The following is a 23,677-nucleotide window of genomic DNA, read 5'->3' as shown; positions in this document are numbered from 1 at the left end:
CAAGCTCCGCCGTTCCTGCCCCCGCTTCCACGTGACAGCAAGTCGCAGAACACACCGGCTGTTCAACTCACTTGAACCGGAGGGGCCGCGACGATATACGCACGCCTCTCGCGTCATCCGGCACCGGCCTGAAGACGACCGATGCGCTGGGCTGGGTAGCTCAGATGGTTAGAGCGGTGGATTCATAACCCACAGGTCGGCGGTTCGATCCCGCCTCCAGCCACCAGCGCATTCCCCTATCTGCGGACCCTCAGGTCGGTCGGCGCCGCACGGATGCCGATGGGTCTGGCGCTCTCGATCAGGCCGTCCAGTCGCTGGACCAGCTCGACCCCGGCCTCGGTCAGATAGAGGTGGCGCGACACCGCCTCGCGCCCGTTCGACGCCATCAGCAGCCAGCCGCGACCAGGCGCCCGAGCACCCGGTTCGCCGGCGTCCAGCAAGGATCGCGACGCGCGGGACGCTGTCGCCTCGGTCGTCTCCATCAGGGCGGCCAATTCCTTGACCCGCACGCCGGGATTCTCGGCCACATAGAGGAAGGCCAGAATCTCCGACTGAGTGATGTCGGGCGCCAGCTTCTTCAGCAGGACCAGTCCGGCCAGCAGCGTGTTTCTTCGCCGGCCGCCGGTCTCAGTCATCGGCATAGGGCGCGACCACCAGAGCCGGCGCCGGGGGGCGACGACCGGCGCGGGGTTTCCGGCGCTGGAAGGCGAGGGCCGCAGTCGGGTGGATGCGCTTGACCATCTCGAACTGGCCGCGAACGGCCTCCGACTGGCGTTCTGCGTCTTCGGCATCATGGGCGTCGATGTCGATCGTGATCGTCGCGCGAAGGCGCAATGTATGCGCCCGAGCCCGGGCGGCAGGGGTGTTGGCGATCGCAGCAGACGGCGCGACCGACCTGGCGGCGCGGGTCGCCATCACGGCCCAGCCGATACTGGCCTGGATCCATTCCAGCAGTTCCGTTCGTACAGGATTGATCATGCCGGATCCCATCTTTCCGTGTTCGGCCACGGCGGCAGAACAGGTCGAAATCGTGGTCCCACAATGTCGAAAATCATACTTCGTTGTAAGGTTTGGGCGCCGCTATCAGGTTTCGTCAGGGCCTCGCCTATCTGCAGTAGAACCCCGCTCAAAGCCCCTGCCCGCGGGACGGGACCGCAGAGCGGCCAAGCCCGACGTCTGCCCTTGCGCTGAAGAGCCGCAGCCCCTGGCGCCGCCTGCGCCAGCGGCAGCCCGCCGGCTGACCGACCGGAAGCACGGCCATGGCGAGGCGCACCAAGGCGCCCGGAACCAACACGAACGCCGGCCCCGGTTCGCGGGGCCGTAACCGCGCCTCTGGTGCTGCGCCGCACCATCGCCGCAACCGATCATGGCGACCGGCGTTCACGGCAAAGGTTCAACGCTATCCGAGGGCTCCCCAATGACCATTCGCATTCCGTCGCTTCTGGCTGTCTCCGCCGTTGCCGCCCTGTCGCTGGGCGTCGTCGCCTGCACCGAGACTGAACAGGAGAACACCGAAGCCAAGGCGGAGGTCGCCGCCGACAACGCCGGGGTCACGGCCTCGGAGGCCGCCGACAGGGCTGGCGTCGTCGCCGCCCAGGCCGGTGAAGTGATCGAGTCCGGCGCGATGAAGGCGGCCCAGGCCGTGGAGACCGGCGCCGGCAATGTCGCCGATCGTCTGGAAGCCAATCAGGCCGAGGCCGCCGCCGATGGTCGCCCGGGCGCAGTCAACCCGACGACAGATCAGCGCGTCCCGGCCCCGGCGCAGTAAGCGTTCAGCAGCGGGCGACAGGGACCTAGGAAGACAGCGGCTCCGCCAGCACCGCGTCGATCAAGGCCTTCGCCTCGGGGCTGTTCCAGTCGGCTTCTCCGGCGAAGGCGGCGCGGATCCGGCCCTGACGGTCCAGCAGGATCGTCTGGGGCATCTTGCCCTTGCCCGGAAACTCGAACGGCAGCTGGAATTTCGGATCGCCGTAGAAGGGCAGCGGCTCGTGCACGTCGATGAAGCTCTTCGCGTCGGCCACCGGGTCCGCGCCCGTGTCGACATTGATCGGCAGCACCACCAGATTGCCGCCCGGATAGGCTGAGGCCAGGGCCGCGATCGTCGGCATCTCGGTGCGGCACGGGGCACACCACATGGCCCACAGATTGACCAGAACCACCTTGCCCCGGAAATCGGCAAAACGGACGTCGGCGCCGTCGCGGGTCTTGAAGACATAGTCGGGCGCAGCGTTCAGGGCGGCCGGCGTGTCCAGGGCGGCCAGCGAGCCGACCGCGAACCGGGCCAGTTCGCTCTTTTCGGCCACCGCGGGCGCCTCGGCTTTGAAAGGACCGGCGTGCATGGCGTATAGGGTGCCGACCGCTCCGCCGGCGACGACCGCCAGCGCCGACGCTCCCACGATCCAGACGCCCCTTTTCGAGCCGCTCATGCCCAACTCCAAAGACCCGGCCCACACTACGGCCCCGGCCGGGCAGACCCTATGGGGCGGACGCTTTTCCGCCAAGCCCGCCGACATCATGCAGGCGATCAACGTCTCCATCGGCGTCGACCAACGCCTGTGGGCACAGGATCTGCGCGGCTCGCGGGCGCATTGCCGCATGCTGATCGACCAGGGCATCGTGACGGCGCAGGACGGCGCAGCCATCCTCGGTGGTCTCGACACGATCCAGGCCGAGATCGAGGCCGGGACCTTCCCCTTCCGCGACGAATACGAGGACATCCACCTGAACGTGGAGGCCCGGCTGTCGGAGCTGATCGGCGAGCCGTCGGGCCGTCTGCACACGGCCCGCAGCCGCAACGATCAGGTCGCCGTCGACTTCCGCCTGTGGGTTCGGGACGCCTGCGACCGGTCGGTGGAACAGCTGCAGGCCCTGCAGCGCGCTCTTCTGGCCCGCGCCGAACAGCATGCCGGAGACCTGATGCCCGGCTTCACCCATCTACAGACGGCCCAGCCGGTCACACTCGGCCACCACCTGATGGCCTATGTCGAGATGGCCGGTCGCGACGCGGGCCGGTTCTCCGACGCCCGAACCCGCATGAACGAGAGCCCGCTCGGCGCCGCCGCCCTGGCCGGCTCGCCCTTCCCCATCGACCGCCATGCGACGGCGGCCGCGCTCGGCTTCGACCGGCCGATGGGCAATTCGCTGGACGCCGTCTCGGACCGTGATTTCGCGCTGGAGACCCTGGCCGCCGCCTCGATCACCGCCGGCCACCTGTCGCGTCTGGCCGAGGAGATCGTGATCTGGATGACGCCGATGTTCGGTTTCGTCTCCCTGCCCGACGACCTGACCACCGGCTCGTCGATCATGCCGCAGAAGCGCAACCCCGACGCCGCCGAACTGGTCCGCGCCAAGACCGGCCGGATCGTGGGATCGTTCGTCGCCCTGTCGACCGTGATGAAGGGCCTGCCGCTCGCCTATTCCAAGGACATGCAGGAGGACAAGCCGCCGGTGTTCGAGGCCATGGACGCCCTCGACCTGGCCCTGACCGCCATGACCGCCATGGTCAGCGCCTTCCGTCCGAACACGGAACGGATGGCCGAGGCCGCGGGCTGGGGCTTCTCCACCGCCACCGATCTGGCCGACTGGCTCGTGCGCGAGGCTGACCTGCCGTTCCGCCAGGCGCACCATGTTACAGGCGCGGCGGTGAAGCGGGCGGAACAGCTGGGCGTGGGTCTGGCGCAACTGCCGCTCGCCGAATTGCAGAGCCTGCATCCCGGCGTCACCGAAGCCGTTTACAAGGTGCTCACGCCTGAGGCCTCCTGCGCCAGCCGCCAGAGTTTCGGGGGAACCGCGCCGGAACAGGTCCGCGCGCGCATCGCCGATTGGAAAGTCCGACTGTCATGACCAAGGTCCTCACCCTCGGCGCCCTCGCCATTCTCGCTGTCGCCGCCGCCGGCTGCGGCCGGATGGCCGACCTGGAGAGTCCGGCCCCGCGCCAGACCGAGCGCGCGCCGCGCGACGCCCGCGCCCCGGCCCTGCCCGACCCGGCGACGATCAACCGTCCGTCCAGCCAGATGCCGATCGACGGCGGCCCCTCTAACCCCATCGGCGGCACCGCCGCCGGTCGCGAGCCTCAATAGGTCTTGGATCACTTCGAACTCAGGGACGGCGCCCTCCACGCCGAGGGCGTCGACCTGACCACTCTGGCGGTCGAGGTGGGCACGCCGGTCTACGTCTATTCGAGCGCCACCCTGACGCGGCATTACCGGGTTCTGCGCGAGGCGCTGGACGCCCATCCGTCGGTGCTGGGCGACAGTCTGATCGCCTTCGCGGTGAAGTCGAATTCCAACCTGTCGGTGCTGGCGACCCTGGCCCGTCTCGGCTGCGGCGCCGATACGGTGTCGCAGGGCGAGATCCGGCGCGCGCTCAAGGCGGGCATCCCGGGCGACCGCATCATCTTCTCGGGCGTGGGCAAGACCGACGCCGAACTGGCCTTCGCCCTGGACGTCGGGGTGCGCCAGATCAATGTCGAGAGCGTGCCCGAACTCGACCGCCTCATCGCCATCGCCGATGCGAAGGGCGCCAAGCCCGACGTCGCCATCCGGGTGAACCCCAGGATCGGCGCCGGCGGCCATGCCAAGATCACCACGGGCGGAGAGGGCGACAAGTTCGGCGTCCCGGCCGACGAGGCGATGGCTCTCTACGCCCGCGCCGCCGCCAGCCCGCACCTGAACCCGGTGGCGCTGGCCTGCCATATCGGCAGCCAGATCACCGACCTGGCGCCGCTGGAGGCCGCCTTCAGCCTGTTACGCAAACTGACCGAGACCCTGCGTCAGCAGGGGCTGCCGGTGACCCGCATCGACCTCGGCGGCGGCCTTGGCGTGCCCTACACCCGCGGAGCGAAGACGGCCTCGCCCGCCGACTACGCCGCCATGGTCGCCCGCGTGCTGGACGGCCTGAACGTCGAGGCGGCGTTCGAGCCGGGCCGCCTGCTGGCCGCCAATGCCGGGGTCCTGCTGACCCGGGTCATCCAGGTCACCGAACGGGCAGACGGCCGAAAATTCCTGGTGCTGGACGCGGCCATGAACGACCTGATGCGCCCGGCCATGTACGACGCCTTCCACGAGGTGAAGCCCGTGGTCCCGCGCGAGGGCGCCGAAGTCGTCTATGACATCGTCGGTCCCGTCTGCGAGACCGGCGACACCTTCGCGCGCGGCCGTTCGCTCGCCCCGCTGCAGGCCGGCGACCTCGTCGTCTTCACCGGCGCCGGCGCCTACGGCGCGGTCATGTCGAGCGAATACAACTCCCGCCCGCTCGTGCCCGAGGTGTTGGTCGACGGCGACCGCATGGCCGTTGTCCGGGCGCGGCCGACGTATGAGGAGATGCTGGCCCGCGAGACCACGGCGGAGTGGCTGGCTTAGTTGCCTAGCGCTTTCTTGTAAGGACCAGAAACAAGGCGAACGCGCCGCACAGCGCCAAGCCAGAAGCGAGGGTCTGAAGGGGCGTGAACCCATAGGCCGTGGCGACCGCGGCGATAGCGACCCCGCAGACAACCAGAATGGCCACATGGACCCAGTTCGTGTTCCTCAATTCCATGCCCGCTATCCCAGAAACCGCGTCACCGCCGCCAGGAACCGCGTCGGCTGGTCGATCATGACCATGTGTTCGGCGCCCTCGATCCGTTCGAACCGGGCGGGCGCGCGCAGGTTGCGGTAGCCGGCGGCGAACAGGGCATCCAGATGGGCGCGCGGCGAGTTCCCGTCTGCGCTCCAGCCATAGACGACGGTCACCGGCGCCGCGATGTCCGGCAAACGACTGCGCAGGTCCGTGGTCATGACCTCGTAGAGGCCCTGGGCCAGCACCTGACGGTCGCCGCCCTGCCAGCCGAGAGTCCCGAACACGCTGTCGGCCGCGCCGCCGAGCTGTTCGCCCAGCAGGGTTCCCTGCGTCCGCAAGGCCTCGTCGCCGAGGAACAGCAGGGCCTGATAGGCGATCTGGGCCAGGGGTTCGACATCTCCGACCGTCGCGCCCGGACTGATCAGGGAGGGGAAGAAGGGGGTGGCGTCCACCACCATGACCCGGCCGAACTGGCCGCCGCGTCGGTCCCGCCCGGCGTCGGCGGCGGCCCTGAGCGCCACCAGCCCGCCCATCGAATGACCGATGACCGCAGGGCGTCGCAGGCCCTGCGAGGCGATGTAGCGCCGCAGCTCCGCCGCCACCGGCGCCACCAGCGCCCCGTCCATGTTCGCCCCGGCCGGGACGTTGCCGAAGCCCCGGATCGACACGAGGTGCACCCTGTAACGATCATCGAGCCGGTTCGCCGTCCGCGCCCAGACGTCACTGGTCGAGGCCAGGCCGGGGATCAGGATCACGTCGGGCCCCTCGCCCCGGACCGTGACGACCAGCCGGTCGGATCGGAACGACCCGCTCGACTGCGCCTCGGCGACAGTCGGGAGGAGGAACAGGGCGAGTGAGATGATCAGGGCGCGCAACATGTCAGGACCCTGAACGGGGAAGTGGGCAAAGGGTTGACCGGTCGACCCTTGATCTTCGCTTCGCAACGGCGCGAAATATGGCAGACAAGTGTCCGTCTGGGGAGGCGACTATGACTATCCGGAAATACGCGATCGCGACCGCCATGGTAATTTTCGGGGCCGCTGCGGCGCAGGCCCAGACGGTGCCGCCTCAGGAAGAGGTGCCGGGCGGCGCCCCCGCGCCGGTTCAGGAAGCCACCGGGCCCGAATGGTGGGCCTTCTCTCGCGCCGAGGCGAAACACTATCTGATCGATGTGAACAGCGTCGTCCGGACCGGCGACGAGCTGACGGTCATGGTCGCCCGCGTGCCCATGGAGACGACCGCCGGCGACTATTCCCATACGGTCGACCAGTTCGGCATTCGCTGCAACGGCCGTCAGTCGCATGTCGCCACCTCGAGCGACGCCTTCGCGGATGGCGTGCCCGAGGAACCCTACGACACCGAGGAGCCGTGGGAATCGATCGCCCCCGACAGCTTCGACGACGCCATCCGCGAGATCAGCTGCGAGGACATGCGCCCCTCGCCGCCGTCCTATGCGAGCGTGAAGGCCTATATCGACGCGGGCCGGCCCTGAGACCGATCCTGGACGTCGCCGTCAGACGTCGACGGCGGCGTCCAGGGCGTTTTCCTGGATGAACTCGCGCCGCGGCTCGACCACGTCGCCCATCAGCTTGGCGAACAGATCGTCGGCGTCATCGGCGTGGTCGACCTGTACGCGCAGCAGGGTGCGGGCATTGACGTCCAGCGTCGTCTCCCACAGCTGTTCGGGGTTCATCTCGCCCAGACCCTTGTAGCGCTGGATCGACAGGCCCTTCTTGCCGGCGTCGAGCACGGCGTTGAGCAGGTCGAGCGGACCCCGGATCGTCGTCGACTTGTCCTTGCGGCGATAGGTGGCGGGCGCCGCGAACACGCCCTCGAACGCACTCGCCCGTTCGGCCAGGCGACGCGCGTCCAGCGAGCGGATCAGCGCCTCTTCCAGCACGATGGTCTCCTGCACCGCGCGGCGTGATCGGGTGAAGACCACGGCGCCCTGCTCTCCGGGCTCGCCCGTCCACGCCCCGTCGCCTTCCTCGGCATAGAGGTTCAGCCGCGCGGCCGCAGCGGCGGACACCCCGGCCATGTCGGCCTCATCGGCGAACAGACGGGCCAGGGCCGCCTGTTCGATGGCGAAGGCCGGAGCGCGCTGGCTCAAACGGTCGACGCTGGCGCTATAGGCCTTGGCGTCACGCACCAGGGACTGCAGATCGAGACCCATCCGGCGTTCGCCGTTCGACAGGTCCAGCTCGGCCTCCGATGACCCTTCCTCGATCAGGTAGGAGTCCATCTCGGACTGGTCCTTGAGGTACCGGCTCTGCTTGCCCTTGGCGACTTTGTAGAGCGGCGGCTGGGCGATATAGACGTGGCCGCGTGTGATCAGCTCCGGCATCTGGCGATAGAAGAAGGTCAGCAGCAGGGTCCGGATGTGGGCGCCGTCGACGTCGGCGTCGGCCATCAGGATGATCTTGTGGTAACGCAGCTTGTCGGCGTTGAAGTCGTCACGCCCGATGCCGGTGCCGAGCGCCAGGATCAGGGTTCCGATCAGTTCGGACGACAGCATCCGGTCGAACCGGGCGCGCTCGACGTTGAGGATCTTGCCGCGCAGCGGCAGGACGGCCTGGTTCTCGCGGTTGCGCGCCTGTTTGGCCGAGCCGCCGGCGGAATCGCCCTCGACGATGAACAGTTCGGACTTGGCGGGATCGCGCTCCTGACAGTCGGCCAGCTTGCCGGGCAGGCTGGAGATTTCCAGCGCCGACTTGCGCCGGGTCAGGTCGCGCGCCTTGCGGGCCGCTTCTCGCGCCGAGGCCGCCTCGATAATCTTGCCGACGACCTGTTTGGCCTCCAGCGGATGTTCCTCGAACCATTGTGCCAGCCCTTCGGAGCAGAGCCCCTCGACCGCCGGCCGCACCTCGGACGAGACCAGCTTGTCCTTGGTCTGGGAGCTGAATTTGGGATCCGGCACCTTGACCGACAGGACGCAGGTCAGACCTTCGCGCGCGTCCTCGCCGGTGACGGAGACCTTCTCCTTCTTGCCGGCGCCGGAGCTCTCGATATAGGCGCCCATGACGCGGGTCAGGCTGGCGCGAAAAGCCGAGAGGTGGGTGCCGCCATCCCGTTGCGGGATGTTGTTGGTGAAGCACAGCATGGTCTCGTGGTAGGAATCGTTCCACCACAGGGCCAGGTCGATCTCGATATTGTCCTTCTTGCCGCGAATGACGATGACGTCCTTCAGGAGCGGCGTCTTGGACTTGTCCAGGTGGCGCACGAAGGCCTCCACGCCACCCTCGTAATGCAGCAGGATATCGACGGCTTCGGCATGGCGATGGTCTTGCAGCTTGATGACAACGCCCGAGTTCAGGAAGGCCAGCTCCCGCAGGCGATGCTCCAGCGTCTTCAGGTCGAAGTCGATGTGGGCGAAGGTCGTGATCGAGGGGTAGAAGGTCACCTGGGTGCCGCTGAGAACCTTGCCGTTGTCGCGCATGGGGGCTTCGCCGGTGACGCGCAGGCTCTCGACCGTGTCGCCGCGCTCGAACCGCATCTCGTGGCGCTGGCCGTTGCGGAAGATCACCAGCTTCAGCCAGTCGGACAGGGCGTTGACCACGGACACGCCGACGCCGTGCAGGCCGCCGGAGACCTTGTAGGAGTTCTGGTCGAACTTCCCGCCCGCGTGCAGCTGGGTCATGATGACCTCGGCGGCGGACACGCCCTCCTCGGCATGGATGTCGACCGGGATGCCGCGGCCGTTGTCGGTCACGGTGACCGAGCCGTCGGCGTTCAGGATGACCTCGACCAGGTCGGCGTGACCGGCCAGGGCCTCGTCGATGGCGTTGTCGACGACCTCGTACACCATGTGGTGCAGGCCGGACCCGTCGTCGGTATCGCCGATATACATTCCAGGGCGTTTGCGCACCGCGTCCAGGCCCTTGAGAACCTTGATGGATTCCGCGCCATAGGCGGCCTCTTCGGCCGTGTCTTCGGTGCGTGCGCTCAGGGGTTCGTCGGTCATTCAATCGTCCGGAGACGCGGGCGTCGCGGACCGCGCCCTGCGCCGTCCAACCCGCTGAGAAATGGCATTTGCCCGGCGACCAATTCAGGCCGCCCGGATACGTCGTTTATATAGGAATTCGCAGGCGAAAAGCGAGCGATCAGGACGTTTTGCGGCCTTGTCCCTCACCGGTTGAGACCCAATATCTGGCGTTCACCCATCGAGAGACACACCAGCCCTATCCGGGAGCGCCGATGCCGCATGCCGACAGCCTGATTTCCACCCTGGTCGCCGGCTTCGTGATGGCTTTCGTGTTCGGCATGATCGCCAATCGGCTGAAGCTGTCGCCCTTGGTCGGCTATCTGGTGGCGGGCATCGCGGTGGGTCCCCACACCATCGGTTTCGTGGCCGACACCACCCTGGCGCCCCAGTTGGCGGAGATCGGCGTCATCCTGCTGATGTTCGGCGTGGGTCTGCATTTCTCGCCCGCGGACCTGATGAAGGTCAGGAAGGTCGCCATTCCGGGGGCCCTGGTGCAGATCGCCTCCGCGACGGTGCTCGGCTGGGCGCTCGGCCGTTTCGCCATGGGCATGTCGGACATGGAGGGATTGCTCATGGGGTTCGCCCTGTCGGTCGCCTCCACCGTCGTCCTGATGCGGGCGCTGGAGGAGCGCCGCCAGAACAAGGGCGAGGTCGGGCGCATCGCGGTCGGCTGGCTGATCGTCGAGGACCTGGTCATCGTCATCGCCCTGGTCATGTTGCCGATGATCATCCTGACCAACGGCCAGGTCGTCGATCCGGCCGCCCTGGCCCTGAACGTCAGCTGGACCCTGCTGAAGGTCGCAGGCTTCGTGGTCGCCATGCTGTTCGTCGGCGGCAAGGTCCTGCCCTGGATCCTGGTGCGGATCGCCCATACCCGGTCGCGCGAACTGTTCACCCTCGGCGTCCTGGCCATCGCCCTCGGCATCGCCTGGATCGCCTACCATCTGTTCCACTCGTTCGCGCTCGGGGCCTTCCTGGCCGGGCTGGTGCTGAACGGGACGCCGCTGGGGCATAACGCGGCGGAGCGATCCCTGCCGTTGCGCGACGCCTTCGCCGTCCTGTTCTTCGTCTCGGTCGGCATGCTGTTCGATCCGATGATCCTCGTCGAGCGCCCCCTGTCGGTGCTGGGCGTCCTGGCCATCGTCATCGTCGGCAAGACCCTCGCCGCCCTGGCCATCACCCACAGTTTCGGTCTGGACCGGGCTGCCGGCCTGACCGTCGCCGCCAGCCTGGCCCAGGTCGGGGAATTCTCCTTCATCCTGGCCGCGGTCGGAGTGTCGCTGGGGGCGTTGCGACAGGAGACCCACGACCTCATCCTGGCCGCCGCCCTGCTGTCGATCTCGCTCAACCCCTTGGTTTTCCTGGTCATGGACAGGCTCGGAGGCAAGCCGCCCAACCCGCGCGTCGAAGGCGAAGCCAACCCGGCGACGGCATAGCCTCACCCTCGCTTCCTTCCTTTGGTCATCCTCCGGCAAGCCGCCCTTGCGGCGCAGACCGGGGGACCCAGCGGCGCGCGAGAGCGCGAACCTGTCGCGGCTGCCGCTAGCCGATGCATCGTGTCTGAACAGATCGCCTTCGGCGCCGCTGGGTCCCCCGGTCTTCGCTGCGCTTCGCCGGAGGATGACGAAAGAAAGCAGCGACAAAGGAAAATATTCTTCCCTTACCCTTGATCTTAACCGTGACCGCTCCCACCTCCCAAACAGGTTTTTGAAATCCTGAACACGGCGGCGTTCGTCCGTTTTGTCGGTTTCGTCACCCTGTTTTCGAGGGACGAAACGGACGCGTCATCCCGGCGTCAGCGCCCCACCCTCAACCCGCACGAAGGTCGCCCGCCCGACCAGCGGCTCGAACAGCTCGGCCTCCGTCCCGGTCATGAAGGCCTGCAGGCCCAGGGCTGTGATCTCGTCGAACAGGGCCGCCCGCCGATGGGAATCCAGATGCGCTGGCGCCTCGTCCAGCAACAGGACCGGCGCGGCCTCGCCCCCCGACAGCCGCCCGACCTGGGCCAGGATCAGGTTGAGGACGAGGGCCTTCTGCTCGCCCGATGACCCCTCCGCCGCGGGTCGGTTCTTCTCCCGGTGCAGGGCGGTCAGGTCGGCGCGATGCGGCCCGAACAGCGACCGGCCCGCCGCCCCGTCCCGGCTCCGCGCCCGCGCCATCCCCTCGCGGATCGAACCCGCCAGGGCCTCCTCCCCAGCGCCGCCCTCGGCCAGTCGCTCCGTTTCCCCGACCAGGGCCAGATCCGCCTGCGGGAAGGGCCGTTCCGACCGGGCGTCGATCGCCGCCTGCAGCACCGTCAGCGCCCGCGCCCGCGCCGTCGCCGCCCGCGCCCCGGTCTCGGCCAGTCGGGCTTCGAGCGCATCGAGCCAAAGCGGGTCGGCTTCCCTGCCCTCGGCGCCGTCGATCAACAGCCGCAGCCGCTCGCGCAGCGCCTTCTCGTATCCCGCGACCGCCGCTGCATGGCCGGGGTCGGCGGCGAACACCAGCCGGTCGAAGAACTTCAGCCGCTCGGCCCGGGCGTCGGAGAACAGCCGGTCCTGCTCCGGCGTCGCCCAGACGGGCCGCAGATAGTCCAGCAACCGCCCGGGCTGGGCCGTCTCCCCGTCGACCCTCACCATCCGCCGCCCGGCCCCGGCGACTTGCACGCCCGTCCCGAGCCGCACCGCGTCGCCATCGGCGCCGTCCAGCGTCAGCGCCACGGCCCAGGCTCGCCCCCCGGGCTCGCCTGGCTCCCGCCGCCCCATCTCCTGCGCCGTCGCAGACCTCAACCCCCTGCCCGGCGTGAACAGGCTCAGCGCCTCCAGCAGATTGGTCTTCCCCGCCCCGTTCGGCCCATGCAGCACCACCGGCCCCGCCGGAATGGGCAGGGCCGCAGAGGCATAGGACCGGAAATCGGTGAGGGTGAGGGAGGTAATCACGAGGGGCGAACCCGCCGCCTCAGGCTTAAACCCGCAGCGGCATCAGCACGTACTGGACGCCCGGATCACCCGGATCCAACACCAGCGTGGGCGAGGCCGGGTCGGCGAACATGAAGGTGGCGTTCTCCCCCGTGATCTGGCCGGCGACGTCGAGCAGGTAGCGGGCGTTGAAGCCGATCTCGAAGGGCGCCTCGGAATAGCCGATCTCGACCTCTTCCACGCCTTGACCGGCCTCCATGTTGCGGACGGTCAGGGTGACGCGATCCAGCTCGAAGGCCAGTTTCACCGACCGGCTCTTCTCGGCCGAGATGGTGGCGACCCGGTCGACGGCGGAGGCGAAGACGGCGTTGTCGATGTCGGCCTGTTTGTCGTTCCCCTTGGGGATGACGCGCATATAGTCGGGGAAGGCGCCGTCGATGACCTTGGACGTCAGGGAGGCCTGGCCGAACTCGAAGCGGATCTTCTGCGGCGAGACCTGGATCTCGACCGGGCCCGAGCCGTCGTCGAGCAGGCGGCGCACCTGGTCGATGGTCTTGCGCGGCACGATCACGCCGGGACCGCCGGCTGCGCCTTCGGGGGCCGGGGTCTCGGCCAGGGCCAGGCGGTGACCGTCGGTCGCCACCGCGCGCAGCAGGGGGATCCCGCCCTCCGACACGGTGTGGAGATAGAGGCCGTTGAGATAGTAGCGCGTCTCTTCGGTCGAGACGGCGAAGCGGGTCTTGTCGATCAGGCGCGCCAGATCTTCCTTCATCAGGGTGAAGCGTGTGCCCGAGGTCTCGGTCGACATGACCGGGAAGTCGCCGGCCGGCAGGACCGGCAGGTTGAATTTGGACCGGCCCGCCTGGACCGTCAGTCGCGGATCGTCGCCATTGTAGATCAGGGCGACCTCGGCCCCGTCCGGGAGCTTGCGGACGATCTCGTAGAGGGTGTGGGCCGGCGCGGTGATCTGGCCCTCGACCTGGACGGTCGCATCGGCCTCGTCGACCATCTCCATGTCCAGATCGGTGGCGGCGAAGCTCAGCTTGTCGCGCCCCGCCGACAGCAGGACGTTGGACAGGATCGGAATTGTGTTCCGGCGCTCGACCACGCTCTGAACGTGGCCAAGGGCCTTCAGGAGCGCGGAACGTTCGATGGTCAGTTGCATGTCGTCTCAGGGCCCGGGGCGAGCTGAATCAGCGGTCGCCGATAGTCGTGGTCCCGGACACTAAAGGATTGGCGGCCGGGAGCAACCGTGGGGTCAGGCTTCCTCGTCCCCGGCCAGACCCATCATGTGGAAGCCCGCGTCGACGTGGATGACTTCGCCCGTGGTGGAGAAGCCGAGGTCCGAGCACAGCCACAGGGCGGCGCCGGCGACCCCCTCCATCGAGGTGTCCTCCTTCATCGCCGACATGGCGCGGCCCTGGGCGATCATGCCCCGACCGCCGGAGATGCCCGCCAGAGACAGGGTGCGCATGGCGCCGGCCGAGATGGCGTTGACGCGAATGCCGCGCGGACCCAGGTCGCGGGCGATGTAGCGGGTCGCCGCCTCCAGCGCCGCCTTGGCCACGCCCATGGTGTTGTAGTTCGGGATGGCCCGCTCCGAACCCAGGTAGGTCATGGTGATCATCGACCCGCCGTTCGGCATGATCTTCGACGCCCGCCTGGCCACATCGACGAAGCTGAAGCAGGAGATGTTCATGGCCAGCAGGAAGCTGTCGCGCGAGGTGTTGTCGACGAACGAGCCCTTGAGCTCGTCCTTGTTGGCGAAGGCGACGGAGTGGACGACGAAATCGATCGTGCCGAACTCGGCCTCGAGCTGTTCGAAAGCGGAGTCCATCGAGGCGTCGTCGGTGACGTCGGCCTGGATCAGCAGTCTGGCGCCGACGCTTTCGGCCAGCGGGCGCACGCGGCGCTCCAGCCCCTCGCCCATATAGGTGAAGGCCAGTTCGGCCCCCTGCGCGGCCAGCTGGGAGGCGATGCCCCAGGCGATGGAGTTCGAGTTCGCGACCCCCATGACCAGGCCCTTCTTGCCCTTCATGAGTTCGCCTGCGGGCATGTTCCAGCCGCTCTCGCTCGCCATGGTCGTCTCTCCTTCAGGCCCGGCGGTCAGCCGGGTCGTTCGTCACGCGGAGGGTTAGCAGGGGCGGCTCTCCCCTGCAAAGACCGGCCGGCCAGTCGCTCCAGCAGCGCCATCAGTGGTGTCGCCGTGATCCCGTGGACGATGATCGACACCAGGATGATGAAGCCCGTGATCGCCCAGAGACGCTCCGAGTCGCCGAAATCCCCGTGGCTGAGACCGAAGGCCAGGTAATAGACCGAACCCAGACCCCGGATGCCCAGCCAGGCGAGCATGACGCGATCACGCTTCAGCAGCGGCGATCCGATCAGCGACAGGTAACTCACGACCGGCCGGACGATAAACAGAACCCCGAGGCCTATCAGGGCGTCGGTCCAGGTGAGCGCGTCCAGCAGGCCGTTGGCCAGGGCTCCCCCGAACAGCACCAGCACGAGCATCATCAGAAGCCGTTCGATCTGTTCGGCGAAGTCGTGCATCTCCTCGTGGAAATCGTCCTCGCGCTCCGAGGCCCGGATCGTCAGGGCGCAGACGAAGACCGCGAGAAATCCGTAGCCGTGAACGATTTCGGTCGCCGCATAGGCGATGAAGGTGGCCCCGATCGCCACCAGTCCGTCGGCGTGGCGCGAGATGCCATTATTGTGGGCCTGGAAGATCAGCCAGCCCATCGCCTTGCCGACGGCCCAGCCCATGGCCGCCCCCGCGACCAGCTTCCAGGCGACATCGACTGCGGCCCATTGCGCCAGCCCCTGGCCTGTCCAGACCGCCGCCCCCGACAGCGAGACGAGAATGGCCAGGTTCACGAACGGGAAGGCCAGGGCGTCGTTCAGCCCGGCCTCGGCGGTCAGGTTGAAGCGGACCTCGTTCTCCTCGCCCGATTTCGGCGGTCCGGTCTGGACGTCGGAGGCCAGGACGGGATCGGTCGGCGCCATCGCCGCGCCAAGCAGCAACGCCATGGCCAGGCTGAACCCCAGACCTGCGACCCCCAGCCAGGCCGTGGCCGCGATGGTCAGCGGCATGGCGATGGCGAGCAGCCGCCAGGTCGGCCCCCAGCCCTTCAGGCTGACCGGTCGATCCAGCTTCAAGCCCGCTCCCATCAGGGAGATGATGACGACCAGCTCCGTCAGCCGTTCGGTCAGGGTGTCCCAGGTGCGCGGATCCGGATCGAAGGACAGCACGTCCAGACTGAAGATCGCAACGCCCAGCCCGACACAGATCATCGCCAGCGAGATCGGGAATCGGCTGAGCCCCTTTGGAGCCCAGGAGACGAGCAGAACCACCGCGCCAAGGCCCAGAAGGAAGAGGATATAGGGGTTGGGTTCCAGGGTTTCGTCTCCAGCGGTCCCGGGGGAATGCCGGCGCGTCCCGGTCGCGTCAGACCTTCGAGAGGATCAGCGTCCCGTTGGTGCCGCCGAAGCCGAACGAGTTGGACATGACGTGCTTCAGCTCGCCGTCATGGCGTTCGCGCAGGATCGGCATGCCCTCGAACTCAGGGTCGAGGTTTTCGATATGGGCGCTCTCGGCGGCGAAGCCGTGCTTCATCATCAGCAGGCAGTAGATGGCTTCCTGCGCCCCTGCCGCGCCGAGCGAATGGCCCGTCAGCGACTTGGTCGAGGAGATCATGGGCATCTGGTCACCGAAGACATTGCGGACCGCCCCCATCTCCTTGGAGTCGCCCACCGGGGTCGAGGTGCCGTGCGGGTTGAGGTAGTCGATCTTCGGATTGCCGGCCATGTCGAGGGCGATCTTCATGCAGCGCTCGGCGCCCTCTCCCGACGGGGCGACCATGTCGTAGCCGTCGGAATTGGCGCCGTAGCCGGTGACCTCGGCATAGATGGTCGCGCCGCGCGCCACGGCCCGCTCATACTCTTCCAGCACCACGATGCCGGCCCCGCCGGCGATGACGAAGCCGTCGCGGTCCTTGTCATAGGCGCGGCTGGCGTGGCCCGGCGTTTCGTTGAAGTCGGACGACATGGCGCCCATGGCGTCGAACATGTTGGACATGGACCAGTCGATGTCCTCGACCCCGCCGGCGAAGACCACGTCCTGCTTGCCCCAGGCGATCTGTTCGGCGCCCGCGCCGATGCAGTGGGCGCTGGTCGCGCAGGCTGATGAGATCGAATAGTTGATCCCCTTCAGCTGGAACCAGGTCGCCAGGACGGCCGAGGGGCCCGAAGCCATGGCCTTGGGCACGGCGAACGGGCCGATGCGTTTGGGCGCGCCCTTTTCGATCGTCGTCTGGGCCGCCTGCAGGATGACCTGGGTCGAGGGGCCGCCCTCGCCGACGATCAGGCCGATGCGCTCGGACTTGATCTCTTCCGGGGTCATGCCGGAATCCTTCAGCGCCTCCTCGAAGGCGATATGGCCCCAGGCGGTGCCATTGGCCAGGAAGCGCGCCGCGCGACGGTCGACCAGCGGGGCCCAGTCCTCGGCCGTCACGCCCAGCGACGGGGGCGCCCAGACCTGCGAGCGGAAGCCGTACTTGATGTGATCGGGGGCCGAGACCACGCCCGACCGGGCATTGCGCAGGGAGGCCGTGACCTCCTCCTGGCCCGTACCGATGGAGGAGACGATGCCCAGACCCGTGACGACGACACGCCGCATAGTGTTTCCTTTTGCCTTGTCCACGTTGGTCGCGGATTATGTCGATTAGCCGACTTCGGACGAGCCGCCGACCGGTTCGGGGGCGGTCTGACCCGCCCCGAACAGGCCCACGCGCATGTCCGTGGCCGTATAGATAGGCACGCCGTCGGCTTCCATCACCCCATCGGCGATTCCCATCACCAGACGACGGTTGATGACCCGCTTCAGGGTGATCTTGTAGGTGACCTTCTTCACGTCCGGCTGGACCTGGCCGGTGAACTTGACCTCACCGACGCCGAGCGCGCGACCCCGGCCGGGGCCGCCGATCCAGCCCAGATGGAAGCCGACCAGCTGCCACATGGCGTCCAGACCGAGGCAGCCGGGCATGACGGGATCGCCGATGAAGTGGCACTGGAAGAACCACAGGTCCGGATGGATATCGAGTTCGGCCTCGACGTAGCCCTTGCCATGCTCACCGCCGTCGCCGCTGATCTCGGTGATCCGGTCGAACATCAGCATCGGCGGAGCCGGAAGCTGGGCGTTGCCCGGCCCGAAGAGCTCGCCCCGGCCAGAGGCCAGCAGGGCGGCGTGGTCGAACGACGACGGGTATTTCGAGGCGGTCAAGGCGATTGCGACTCCGTGGTGTTGCGCCGGGGTTACACGAGGGGAGCGAAGGGCTCAACTGGTGACGGGGGCAAGCTTGGCTATTGGGCGAGACTGTCCCTCCCCCTCGGGGAGGGTCGTCGCGCAGCGACGGGGTGGGGGCGGCAGGGCGATGCGGATGCAGGCCCTGGTAGTTTGCCTTGCCGCCCCCACCCGGTCTCCGCCTTCGGCTCCGACCACCCTCCCCCGAGGGGGAGGGAGAAGTGTACGCCCGATCTGGGGGGCACCTGGTAAAAGAGCTCTAGGTTAAGCCGGGCATTGATTTCAAAGGCGGATTCGGCCGATCCGTTGATGGGTATGGGGGTGTTTTCCTTCTCCCCTTGCGGGAGAAGGTGGCAGACCTCCGACTTGATCGGAGGGCTGTACGGATGAGGGGTCATGCCGCTGGAGTGAGTTGGACGAGCGACGACCTTTGACGTCAACGTGACCCCTCATCCGATCGCGCCAGGACGACGGCTGCGCCGCCGTGCGCGATCTCCCTCTCCCGCAGGGGGAGAGGGCAATAATCAGGGCGCTTCGCCCGCCGGGCGTGACGCGTCGCACAGGGGACGGACGCCGGCGCCGAAGATCGACCCTTCCGCCACCCAGCCGCTCAGCTTGCGGGCCCGGACCTCGCACCAGCCGTCCTTGCAGTCGTCGAGGGCGACCACGGAGCGCGGCGAGAACCGGGCCTTCACCGCCGCGTCATCAGAGCGACCGGTGCGGATCGGGACCTCCTGCAGCGAGGCGTTGAAGGCGCCGCGTCGGGCCGAGACCACGCTGCGATGGACCCAGGCGACGGAGCCTTCAGGGTCGCAGATCTTTCGCCATTCGCGCGTCTCGGCGATGACCTGCACCGGCAGGCCGGCGGCGCGATATTCCCAGAGGATACGGTAATCGAGGCCCGGTCCCATGCGGGCGCGCACTTCCGAGGACTTCAGCGTCAGCCAGCGCGGCACCTCCAGCCCCGTCGGCGTCGGCCGCCCGTCGGGCATGGTGGCGCTCGCTCCGGCGAGGACCGCCAGACCCAGCAAGGCCGCCACGCCGCCGATACGACGCGAGAGGCTTTGGAAGCGGCTGCGAGACTTGCTAGACCCGAACTTGCTAGTCACTGGCATCGACCCGGCGCACCCGGGCCTGCCCGTGTGGCGCCCGTGAATAACCCAAGGTCCCTATGTCCAGCCCCAGGCTTAAGGTCGTCTTAACCAGAAGATTGCCCGACGCAGTCGAGACGCGCATGCGCGAACTGTTCGACGCCGAACTGAACCTGAAGGACATCCCGATGGACCGGGCGGCGCTGGAGGCCGCCGTCCAGCGCGCCGACATCCTGGTTCCCACCATCACCGACGAGATCGACGCCGCCCTGATCAACGGCGCCGGCGCGCAGCTGAAGATGATCGCCAATTTCGGCGCCGGGGTGGATCATATCGACATCGACGCCGCCGTCGCGCGCCAGGTCATCGTCACCAATACCCCGGGCGTCCTGACCGAGGACACCGCCGACCTCGCCATGGGTCTGATCCTCGCCGTCAGCCGCCGTATCGTTGAGGGCGCCGAGGTCGTGGCGGCCGGCAAGTTCGAGGGCTGGACCCCGACCTGGATGTGCGGACGCAAGCTGTGGGGCAAGCGGCTGGGGATCGTCGGCATGGGCCGGATCGGACAGGCCCTGGCCCGACGGGCCCGGGCCTTCGGCATGCAGGTCCACTATCACAACAGGAAGCCTGTCTCGGAACGGATCGTCGAAGAGCTGGGCGCGACCTGGTGGGACGACCTGGACCAGATGCTGGCGCGAATGGACGTCATCTCGCTGAACTGCCCGGCGACGAGGGAGACGCACCACCTGCTGTCAGCCCGGCGGCTGGCGCTGCTGCCGCCGCACGCGATCCTGATCAACACGGCGCGGGGCGAACTGATCGACGAGGCGGCCCTGGCCGAGGCCGTGGCGCGCCGGGCGCTGTCGGGCGTCGGTCTGGACGTCTACGAGAATGAGCCGGTGATCCATCCGGGCCTGATCGGCCTGCCCAACGTCGTCCTGCTGCCCCACCTGGGTTCGGCGACGCTGGAGGCGCGTCAGGATATGGGCGACCGCGTGATCCTCAATGTGATGACCTACCAGAACGGCCACCGTCCCCCTGATCGTGTCATTCCCGCGATGCTCTGAGGCCGGAATCCGACGTGATCCGGCCGATACGGGCGCGGAAAAGGTCATTTCCGGGCGCCTGAAACAATCCGTAACGGATGTGGTTAGGTCCATCGGCGGGCGCTCTCGTCCCGCTCCATCAAGCGACAGAAACATGATCCGCAAGACAGTTCTTCTGGCCGGCGTGACCGCTGCTTTCCTGACCGCCGCCCCGGCCCTGGCCCAGGACGCCATGGCTCCGGCCGCAGCGCAGACCGCACAGGCCCAGGGCTCGTTCCAGCTGCAACCGGGTTCCAGCGTCACGGGCTCGGACGGCACTGTTCTCGGCACCCTCGAAGGCGTTCACAGCAATGCCGCCGGCGAGCAGGAGCTTACCGTTCGCGGCGCTGACGGCGATCTGCGCGGCGTCCCGATGGGCGGCCTGACCCAGCAAGGGGCCGAGGTCGTTGTCGGCATCAGCTCGGCTGAGTTCAACACGGCTGCGGTGGTCGAAGAGGCTGCTCCGGTCGGCGAGACCGGCACTGTGCCTGCCGCCGGCGATCCGTCCGCCAATCCGAGCCCGACCCCGGCGCCGGCTGAACCCAAGACGACCGACGGCACCCGTGAGCCGGACGGCTCGACCCCGCCGACGCCTCAAGCCTAGGGCCTCGTCGATCCAACGAAAAAGGGGCGGCCCGACGGGCCGCTCCTTTCTTGTGTCCGCAAACGACGGATCAGCCGCGACGCTTGACCAGACCCAGCAGGAACAGCAGCACCACGGCGCCGCCGAACGCGACCAGCAAGGTCACAAGGTTGAAGCCGCCGACGGCCAGACCCAGCAGGTTGCCGGCGATGAAGCCGCCGAGCAGGGCGCCGATGACGCCGACGATCAGATTGGTGACGAGGCCGTGATTACGACCCATGACCTTTTCTGCAAGCCAGCCGGCGACGATGCCGATGACGATCCAGCCGATAATTCCGAGACCCATGGTTCCATTCCTTCCAAAGCTTAGGTGGCCTGAATAATGCGCTTCGGCGGCAGAGGTTGCCTGTCCATGATCACGGGTTCCTCAACCCGCGTTCGCCATCGCTCGCCCGTCACGGGAACACGGCATGGTCGTTGCGGCAGTTCGGGCGAGCCGTGCCGCTTTGGCACAGCCCGCTAGACCAAGGGGACTGGGCAATGGCCACCGATATCGACCTTCACCTGGGGCGCCGCCTGCGCCGTCGTCGTCGCCTGCTGGGGCTGACGCAACAACAGCTGGCCGTCCAGGTCGGCATCCGCTTCCAGCAGATCCAGAAATACGAGTGCGGCGCGAACCGTATCTCGGCAGCGCGCCTGTGGCAGCTGTCCGAAGCGCTGGAGACGCCGATCAGCTATTTCTACGACGGCCTGGCCGAAGCCATGGAACGCAAGGAACAGGCCGGCGCCAACGGCGGCGAGATGTTTTCCCGCAAGGAAACCCTCGACCTGATCCAGGCCTACTACCAGCTGGGCGAGCGTCCGCGCCGCCGTCTGCTGGACCTGGCCAAGTCGCTGCACACGGAAGGCGAAGCCTTGCCTTCCTGACTTTTAAGGGCGCTACCGCTTGGCTCGCCCCCCGGTCCGATCTTCGATCGGCCGGAGGACAGGCTCCGCCTCGCTGCTTGAGCGCGGACTCGCGATTTGGATCGGAGTGTGTCTGGTGATGACGCGGGGGGGCGGCGTCTGTATGCCCTCCGCTCATGACCGAGTTTGAATCCTTCGCCGTCGAACTGGCCGCCGTGGCCGCCACGGTGACCCTGCCCTTCTTTCGCGGCGACTACGCCGAGGAGAACAAGGCGGGCCCCGGCGCCTTCGATCCGGTCACCCAGGCGGACAAGGAGGCGGAGGCCGCCATCCGGCGACTGATCGCCAGCCGGTATCCCGACCACGGGGTCATCGGCGAGGAGTACGGAGAAGACCGGCCGGACGCGGAACACGTCTGGATCCTGGACCCCATCGACGGGACGCGCGCCTTCATCGCCGGCCTGCCATTGTGGACGACCCTGGTTGCACTTTCGGTCGGTGGACGATCGACGGTCGGCGCCATCTCCCAGCCCTACATCGGCGAACTGTTCCTGGGCGGGCCTTCGGGCGCCGTCCTGATGAGCCGGGGCGAGACCCGACCGATCAAGGTCCGGGACTGCGCTAAACTGACCGACGCGGTCATCGCCACCACGGCGCCGGAGATCTTCACCAAGCCGGAACTGGGCGCCTGGACCCGGGTGATGGCGGCGGCCCGACTGGCCCGCTACGGCTGCGACGCCTATGCCTACGCCATGCTGGCCATGGGCCGGATCGACATGGTGGCCGAGACCGGCCTGAAGCTGTGGGACTGGTCGGCCCTGATCCCGGTGGTCGAGGCGGCCGGGGGCGAGGTCACCGACTGGCGCGGCGGGCCCGTGAACGGCGACGGACGCATCATCGCGGTCGGCGACGCCAGAGTCCGCGAACAGGCCCTGGTGGCGTTCCGGCGCGGAACGAACTAGCGGCCCCGCCTGCTCCCCTTAGAACGGCAGCAGGTTGCGCTGGCGGCTGTAGGACATGGTGCCGACATTGGCGCCGAGACGCAGGCCCACGCCGGTGCGGACCGGAGCCAGGACGATACCGTCGGCGCGCTGATAGTTCACGCCCAGGCCGCCGATCAGATAGGCCGTGCCCTCGATGCCGGGATAGCGGCGATAGATCGCGTCGGGCGCATAGAGGCCATAGACCAGGGTGAAGACCCGGCTGGCGTTGCCGCCGATGTCCCAACCGATCGAGGTTCCCTGCCAGAACACCTCCTGCGAGGCGGAATGGTCCTTCATATGCAGGGCGCCGCGGCCATAGCGCAGGCCGATCACGGCGGCGCCGGCGCCCTCTTCTCCGGCGATATAGGCGGTGGGGGCGTCGCCCTGGTCGCGGAAGATGCGTTCGATGGCCGACCCCATGGCCTCGGCGGCGATGCCGAGTTCGCGCGAGCCGGCGGCGACCAGTTCGTCGGCCGTATAGGCCTGGGCGTTGGCGTCGGAGGCGATCGGGTAGTTCGGCTCGGTCGGCTGGCGCGGGCTGGTGGCGCAGGCGCCCAGCGCCGTCACGGAGGCGGCGGCGAAACCGGTCTGGATCAGTTGGCGGCGGTGCATGGCGGTGTCCCGAATTTGGAAGGCTCGTCCCCGCGAGCCTGTGACCAGCATCACCGGGTTTTGCGTCAGCCTTGGGGCGACGAGGTTAACGAGAGGTTGCCGTTCGGGATCGCTATAGTGGGTCGATGGAATTGCCCCTGATCCCCGGCCGCGAATGCGGTCCCTGCGTCGAATGCTGCCGGTTCATTCCGCTGGACCTGCCCGAGCTGTCCAAGCCGACGGGGCGGCTGTGCGCCTATTGCGTCGACGGGGCCGGGTGTTCGGTCCATGCGGTGCGGCCGCAGACCTGCCGGACGTGGTTCTGCGTCTGGCGGGTGGTGGAGCTGTCGGACGACTGGCGGCCGGACCTCAGCGGCATCATCGTGCGGCCGGACGGCCTGCTGACCGGCGAGATGACCCTGTATGTCGTGCGGCGGACCGACTTCCTGCGGTCGGCGCTGCTGTTCGACACGGTGGCGCAGTGGCTGTCGGAGGGGTTGAGGCTGGCGATCAGCGTGCCGGGACCGGTGGGGACGCTGCCGGTCCGGGCGGAGGTCACCGACTATCTGCTGCCGACGCTGGCGGCGGGGGACGGCGGGCTGTTCCAACGGCTGGTGGAGGCTTGCCTGGACAGTCTGGACCGGCATGAATTCGAGGCGGACGGGATCGAAGAGCGTTACGCCGTCACCTGATCCCTCTCC

At 67.9% G+C, this 23,677-nt stretch carries 25 protein-coding genes and 1 tRNA gene; 12 read left to right on the top strand and 14 right to left on the bottom strand.

Annotated elements, in window-relative coordinates; all coding sequences use genetic code 11:
* Positions 1-149 precede the first annotated feature (149 nt).
* Positions 150-226: transfer RNA gene (locus ACP7A5_RS08180), tRNA-Met, on the top strand.
* Between the two features lie 10 nt (positions 227-236).
* On the opposite strand, the gene ACP7A5_RS08175 is transcribed toward ACP7A5_RS08180, so the two are convergent.
* Both ACP7A5_RS08175 and ACP7A5_RS08170 read right to left on the bottom strand, forming a co-directional pair.
* Positions 237-641 (bottom strand): MarR family transcriptional regulator, encoded by a 405-nt coding sequence (locus ACP7A5_RS08175; RefSeq protein ID WP_426037868.1) that lies wholly within the window; start codon positions 639-641, stop codon positions 237-239.
* Positions 628-978 carry a hypothetical protein gene (locus tag ACP7A5_RS08170; RefSeq protein ID WP_426041453.1) on the bottom strand — a complete coding sequence of 117 codons (351 nt, stop codon included), beginning with the start codon at positions 976-978 and terminating at the stop codon, positions 628-630. Before ACP7A5_RS08170 ends, ACP7A5_RS08175 begins: the two co-directional genes overlap by 14 nt.
* A 439-nt stretch (positions 979-1,417) precedes the next feature.
* Between ACP7A5_RS08170 and ACP7A5_RS08165 the strand changes: the two genes are divergently transcribed.
* Complete coding sequence (locus ACP7A5_RS08165) at positions 1,418-1,768, top strand: hypothetical protein (protein WP_426041452.1); 351 nt, start codon at positions 1,418-1,420, stop codon at positions 1,766-1,768.
* 25 nt (positions 1,769-1,793) lie between these two features.
* Here the strand turns inward: ACP7A5_RS08165 and ACP7A5_RS08160 are convergent, their stop codons facing one another.
* Complete coding sequence (locus tag ACP7A5_RS08160) at positions 1,794-2,426, bottom strand: TlpA family protein disulfide reductase (protein WP_426041451.1); 633 nt, start codon at positions 2,424-2,426, stop codon at positions 1,794-1,796.
* Here ACP7A5_RS08160 and argH point away from each other — a divergent pair.
* The 3 genes from argH to lysA are packed head-to-tail and all read left to right on the top strand — an operon-like array spanning position 2,425 to position 5,360.
* Positions 2,425-3,843, top strand: coding sequence for an argininosuccinate lyase (gene argH / locus ACP7A5_RS08155; protein ID WP_426041450.1), 1,419 nt, complete (start codon positions 2,425-2,427; stop codon positions 3,841-3,843). The two genes, ACP7A5_RS08160 and argH, sit on opposite strands and share 2 nt — an antisense overlap.
* On the top strand, positions 3,840-4,079 hold the full coding sequence (locus ACP7A5_RS08150) for a hypothetical protein (protein WP_303696658.1): 240 nt from the start codon (positions 3,840-3,842) through the stop codon (positions 4,077-4,079). The genes argH and ACP7A5_RS08150 overlap by 4 nt, the downstream gene beginning before the upstream one ends.
* 3 nt (positions 4,080-4,082) lie before the next feature.
* Positions 4,083-5,360 carry a diaminopimelate decarboxylase gene (gene lysA / locus ACP7A5_RS08145; RefSeq protein ID WP_426041449.1) on the top strand — a complete coding sequence of 426 codons (1,278 nt, stop codon included), beginning with the start codon at positions 4,083-4,085 and terminating at the stop codon, positions 5,358-5,360.
* A 180-nt stretch (positions 5,361-5,540) separates the two neighbouring features.
* On the opposite strand, the gene ACP7A5_RS08140 is transcribed toward lysA, so the two are convergent.
* Complete coding sequence (locus ACP7A5_RS08140) at positions 5,541-6,434, bottom strand: alpha/beta fold hydrolase (protein ID WP_426041448.1); 894 nt, start codon at positions 6,432-6,434, stop codon at positions 5,541-5,543.
* A 110-nt stretch (positions 6,435-6,544) separates the two neighbouring features.
* Here ACP7A5_RS08140 and ACP7A5_RS08135 point away from each other — a divergent pair, with 110 nt between their 5' ends.
* Positions 6,545-7,048 carry a surface-adhesin E family protein gene (locus tag ACP7A5_RS08135; protein WP_426041447.1) on the top strand — a complete coding sequence of 168 codons (504 nt, stop codon included), beginning with the start codon at positions 6,545-6,547 and terminating at the stop codon, positions 7,046-7,048.
* A 21-nt stretch (positions 7,049-7,069) separates the two neighbouring features.
* On the opposite strand, the gene gyrB is transcribed toward ACP7A5_RS08135, so the two are convergent.
* Positions 7,070-9,517 (bottom strand): DNA topoisomerase (ATP-hydrolyzing) subunit B, encoded by a 2,448-nt coding sequence (gyrB, locus tag ACP7A5_RS08130; RefSeq protein WP_426041446.1) that lies wholly within the window; start codon positions 9,515-9,517, stop codon positions 7,070-7,072.
* Positions 9,518-9,750: 233 nt separating this feature from the next.
* Between gyrB and ACP7A5_RS08125 the strand changes: the two genes are divergently transcribed.
* The gene (locus tag ACP7A5_RS08125) at positions 9,751-10,974 is read left to right on the top strand and encodes a cation:proton antiporter (protein ID WP_426041445.1); all 1,224 of its coding nucleotides are present in this window, start codon (positions 9,751-9,753) and stop codon (positions 10,972-10,974) included.
* A 348-nt stretch (positions 10,975-11,322) separates the two neighbouring features.
* Here ACP7A5_RS08125 and recF read toward each other — a convergent pair whose 3' ends face one another.
* The 7 genes from recF to ACP7A5_RS08090 all read right to left on the bottom strand — a co-directional run bounded on the left by recF (position 11,323) and on the right by ACP7A5_RS08090 (position 18,777).
* Complete coding sequence (gene recF / locus ACP7A5_RS08120) at positions 11,323-12,456, bottom strand: DNA replication/repair protein RecF (protein ID WP_426041444.1); 1,134 nt, start codon at positions 12,454-12,456, stop codon at positions 11,323-11,325.
* 25 nt (positions 12,457-12,481) lie between these two features.
* Positions 12,482-13,600 carry a DNA polymerase III subunit beta gene (gene dnaN, locus ACP7A5_RS08115; protein WP_303696651.1) on the bottom strand — a complete coding sequence of 373 codons (1,119 nt, stop codon included), beginning with the start codon at positions 13,598-13,600 and terminating at the stop codon, positions 12,482-12,484.
* 93 nt (positions 13,601-13,693) lie between these two features.
* A complete protein-coding gene (locus tag ACP7A5_RS08110; protein ID WP_426038467.1) occupies positions 13,694-14,491 on the bottom strand; it encodes an enoyl-ACP reductase FabI in 798 nt (265 codons plus the stop codon).
* Positions 14,492-14,541: 50 nt separating this feature from the next.
* Entirely contained in the window at positions 14,542-15,789 is a 1,248-nt protein-coding gene (locus ACP7A5_RS08105; protein ID WP_426041443.1) for a cation:proton antiporter, read from the bottom strand.
* Between the two features lie 94 nt (positions 15,790-15,883).
* Entirely contained in the window at positions 15,884-17,113 is a 1,230-nt protein-coding gene (fabB, locus tag ACP7A5_RS08100) for a beta-ketoacyl-ACP synthase I (protein WP_426041442.1), read from the bottom strand.
* Positions 17,114-17,158: 45 nt separating this feature from the next.
* Complete coding sequence (gene fabA, locus ACP7A5_RS08095; protein WP_426041441.1) at positions 17,159-17,716, bottom strand: 3-hydroxyacyl-[acyl-carrier-protein] dehydratase FabA; 558 nt, start codon at positions 17,714-17,716, stop codon at positions 17,159-17,161.
* A 545-nt stretch (positions 17,717-18,261) separates the two neighbouring features.
* Positions 18,262-18,777 carry an SH3 domain-containing protein gene (locus ACP7A5_RS08090; protein ID WP_426041440.1) on the bottom strand — a complete coding sequence of 172 codons (516 nt, stop codon included), beginning with the start codon at positions 18,775-18,777 and terminating at the stop codon, positions 18,262-18,264.
* A gap of 131 nt (positions 18,778-18,908) precedes the next feature.
* Between ACP7A5_RS08090 and ACP7A5_RS08085 the strand changes: the two genes are divergently transcribed.
* Together ACP7A5_RS08085 and ACP7A5_RS08080 are read left to right on the top strand one after the other, a co-directional pair.
* On the top strand, positions 18,909-19,895 hold the full coding sequence (locus ACP7A5_RS08085) for a 2-hydroxyacid dehydrogenase (protein WP_426041439.1): 987 nt from the start codon (positions 18,909-18,911) through the stop codon (positions 19,893-19,895).
* 133 nt (positions 19,896-20,028) lie between these two features.
* A complete protein-coding gene (locus ACP7A5_RS08080) occupies positions 20,029-20,517 on the top strand; it encodes a hypothetical protein (RefSeq protein WP_426041438.1) in 489 nt (162 codons plus the stop codon).
* A 70-nt stretch (positions 20,518-20,587) separates the two neighbouring features.
* Here the strand turns inward: ACP7A5_RS08080 and ACP7A5_RS08075 are convergent, their stop codons facing one another.
* The gene (locus ACP7A5_RS08075) at positions 20,588-20,842 is read right to left on the bottom strand and encodes a GlsB/YeaQ/YmgE family stress response membrane protein (RefSeq protein ID WP_426041437.1); all 255 of its coding nucleotides are present in this window, start codon (positions 20,840-20,842) and stop codon (positions 20,588-20,590) included.
* Positions 20,843-21,036: 194 nt separating this feature from the next.
* On the opposite strand from ACP7A5_RS08075, the gene ACP7A5_RS08070 reads away from it, so the two are divergent.
* The gene (locus ACP7A5_RS08070) at positions 21,037-21,423 is read left to right on the top strand and encodes a helix-turn-helix domain-containing protein (RefSeq protein ID WP_426041436.1); all 387 of its coding nucleotides are present in this window, start codon (positions 21,037-21,039) and stop codon (positions 21,421-21,423) included.
* A gap of 155 nt (positions 21,424-21,578) precedes the next feature.
* Positions 21,579-22,364, top strand: a complete 786-nt coding sequence (gene hisN / locus ACP7A5_RS08065; protein WP_426041435.1) for a histidinol-phosphatase — start codon at positions 21,579-21,581, stop codon at positions 22,362-22,364.
* Between the two features lie 18 nt (positions 22,365-22,382).
* Here the strand turns inward: hisN and ACP7A5_RS08060 are convergent, their stop codons facing one another.
* Entirely contained in the window at positions 22,383-22,997 is a 615-nt protein-coding gene (locus ACP7A5_RS08060) for a DUF1134 domain-containing protein (protein WP_303696642.1), read from the bottom strand.
* 125 nt (positions 22,998-23,122) lie between these two features.
* On the opposite strand from ACP7A5_RS08060, the gene ACP7A5_RS08055 reads away from it, so the two are divergent.
* A complete protein-coding gene (locus ACP7A5_RS08055) occupies positions 23,123-23,668 on the top strand; it encodes a hypothetical protein (RefSeq protein WP_426041434.1) in 546 nt (181 codons plus the stop codon).
* Positions 23,669-23,677: the final 9 nt, after the last annotated feature.

This window comes from Brevundimonas sp. TWP2-3-4b1, assembly GCF_049897665.1.
GTDB lineage: Bacteria > Pseudomonadota > Alphaproteobacteria > Caulobacterales > Caulobacteraceae > Brevundimonas > Brevundimonas subvibrioides_B.
Note: the sequence above shows the minus strand (reverse complement) of the source record. Positions and strands in the feature narration are given on the sequence as shown.

What these genes read in the sequence shown, in the direction of transcription:
- ACP7A5_RS08175 (WP_426037868.1), bottom strand. Translation starts at nt 641, where the DNA reads ATGCCGATGACTGAGACCGGCGGCCGGCGAAGAAACACGCTGCTGGCC.
- ACP7A5_RS08170 (WP_426041453.1), bottom strand. Translation starts at nt 978, where the DNA reads ATGATCAATCCTGTACGAACGGAACTGCTGGAATGGATCCAGGCCAGT.
- ACP7A5_RS08165 (WP_426041452.1), top strand. Translation starts at nt 1,418, where the DNA reads ATGACCATTCGCATTCCGTCGCTTCTGGCTGTCTCCGCCGTTGCCGCC.
- argH (WP_426041450.1), top strand. Translation starts at nt 2,425, where the DNA reads ATGCCCAACTCCAAAGACCCGGCCCACACTACGGCCCCGGCCGGGCAG.
- ACP7A5_RS08160 (WP_426041451.1), bottom strand. Translation starts at nt 2,426, where the DNA reads ATGAGCGGCTCGAAAAGGGGCGTCTGGATCGTGGGAGCGTCGGCGCTG.
- ACP7A5_RS08150 (WP_303696658.1), top strand. Translation starts at nt 3,840, where the DNA reads ATGACCAAGGTCCTCACCCTCGGCGCCCTCGCCATTCTCGCTGTCGCC.
- ACP7A5_RS08140 (WP_426041448.1), bottom strand. Translation starts at nt 6,434, where the DNA reads ATGTTGCGCGCCCTGATCATCTCACTCGCCCTGTTCCTCCTCCCGACT.
- ACP7A5_RS08135 (WP_426041447.1), top strand. Translation starts at nt 6,545, where the DNA reads ATGACTATCCGGAAATACGCGATCGCGACCGCCATGGTAATTTTCGGG.
- gyrB (WP_426041446.1), bottom strand. Translation starts at nt 9,517, where the DNA reads ATGACCGACGAACCCCTGAGCGCACGCACCGAAGACACGGCCGAAGAG.
- ACP7A5_RS08125 (WP_426041445.1), top strand. Translation starts at nt 9,751, where the DNA reads ATGCCGCATGCCGACAGCCTGATTTCCACCCTGGTCGCCGGCTTCGTG.
- dnaN (WP_303696651.1), bottom strand. Translation starts at nt 13,600, where the DNA reads ATGCAACTGACCATCGAACGTTCCGCGCTCCTGAAGGCCCTTGGCCAC.
- ACP7A5_RS08110 (WP_426038467.1), bottom strand. Translation starts at nt 14,491, where the DNA reads ATGCCCGCAGGCGAACTCATGAAGGGCAAGAAGGGCCTGGTCATGGGG.
- fabB (WP_426041442.1), bottom strand. Translation starts at nt 17,113, where the DNA reads ATGCGGCGTGTCGTCGTCACGGGTCTGGGCATCGTCTCCTCCATCGGT.
- ACP7A5_RS08085 (WP_426041439.1), top strand. Translation starts at nt 18,909, where the DNA reads ATGTCCAGCCCCAGGCTTAAGGTCGTCTTAACCAGAAGATTGCCCGAC.
- ACP7A5_RS08080 (WP_426041438.1), top strand. Translation starts at nt 20,029, where the DNA reads ATGATCCGCAAGACAGTTCTTCTGGCCGGCGTGACCGCTGCTTTCCTG.
- ACP7A5_RS08075 (WP_426041437.1), bottom strand. Translation starts at nt 20,842, where the DNA reads ATGGGTCTCGGAATTATCGGCTGGATCGTCATCGGCATCGTCGCCGGC.
- ACP7A5_RS08070 (WP_426041436.1), top strand. Translation starts at nt 21,037, where the DNA reads ATGGCCACCGATATCGACCTTCACCTGGGGCGCCGCCTGCGCCGTCGT.
- hisN (WP_426041435.1), top strand. Translation starts at nt 21,579, where the DNA reads ATGACCGAGTTTGAATCCTTCGCCGTCGAACTGGCCGCCGTGGCCGCC.
- ACP7A5_RS08060 (WP_303696642.1), bottom strand. Translation starts at nt 22,997, where the DNA reads ATGCACCGCCGCCAACTGATCCAGACCGGTTTCGCCGCCGCCTCCGTG.
- ACP7A5_RS08055 (WP_426041434.1), top strand. Translation starts at nt 23,123, where the DNA reads ATGGAATTGCCCCTGATCCCCGGCCGCGAATGCGGTCCCTGCGTCGAA.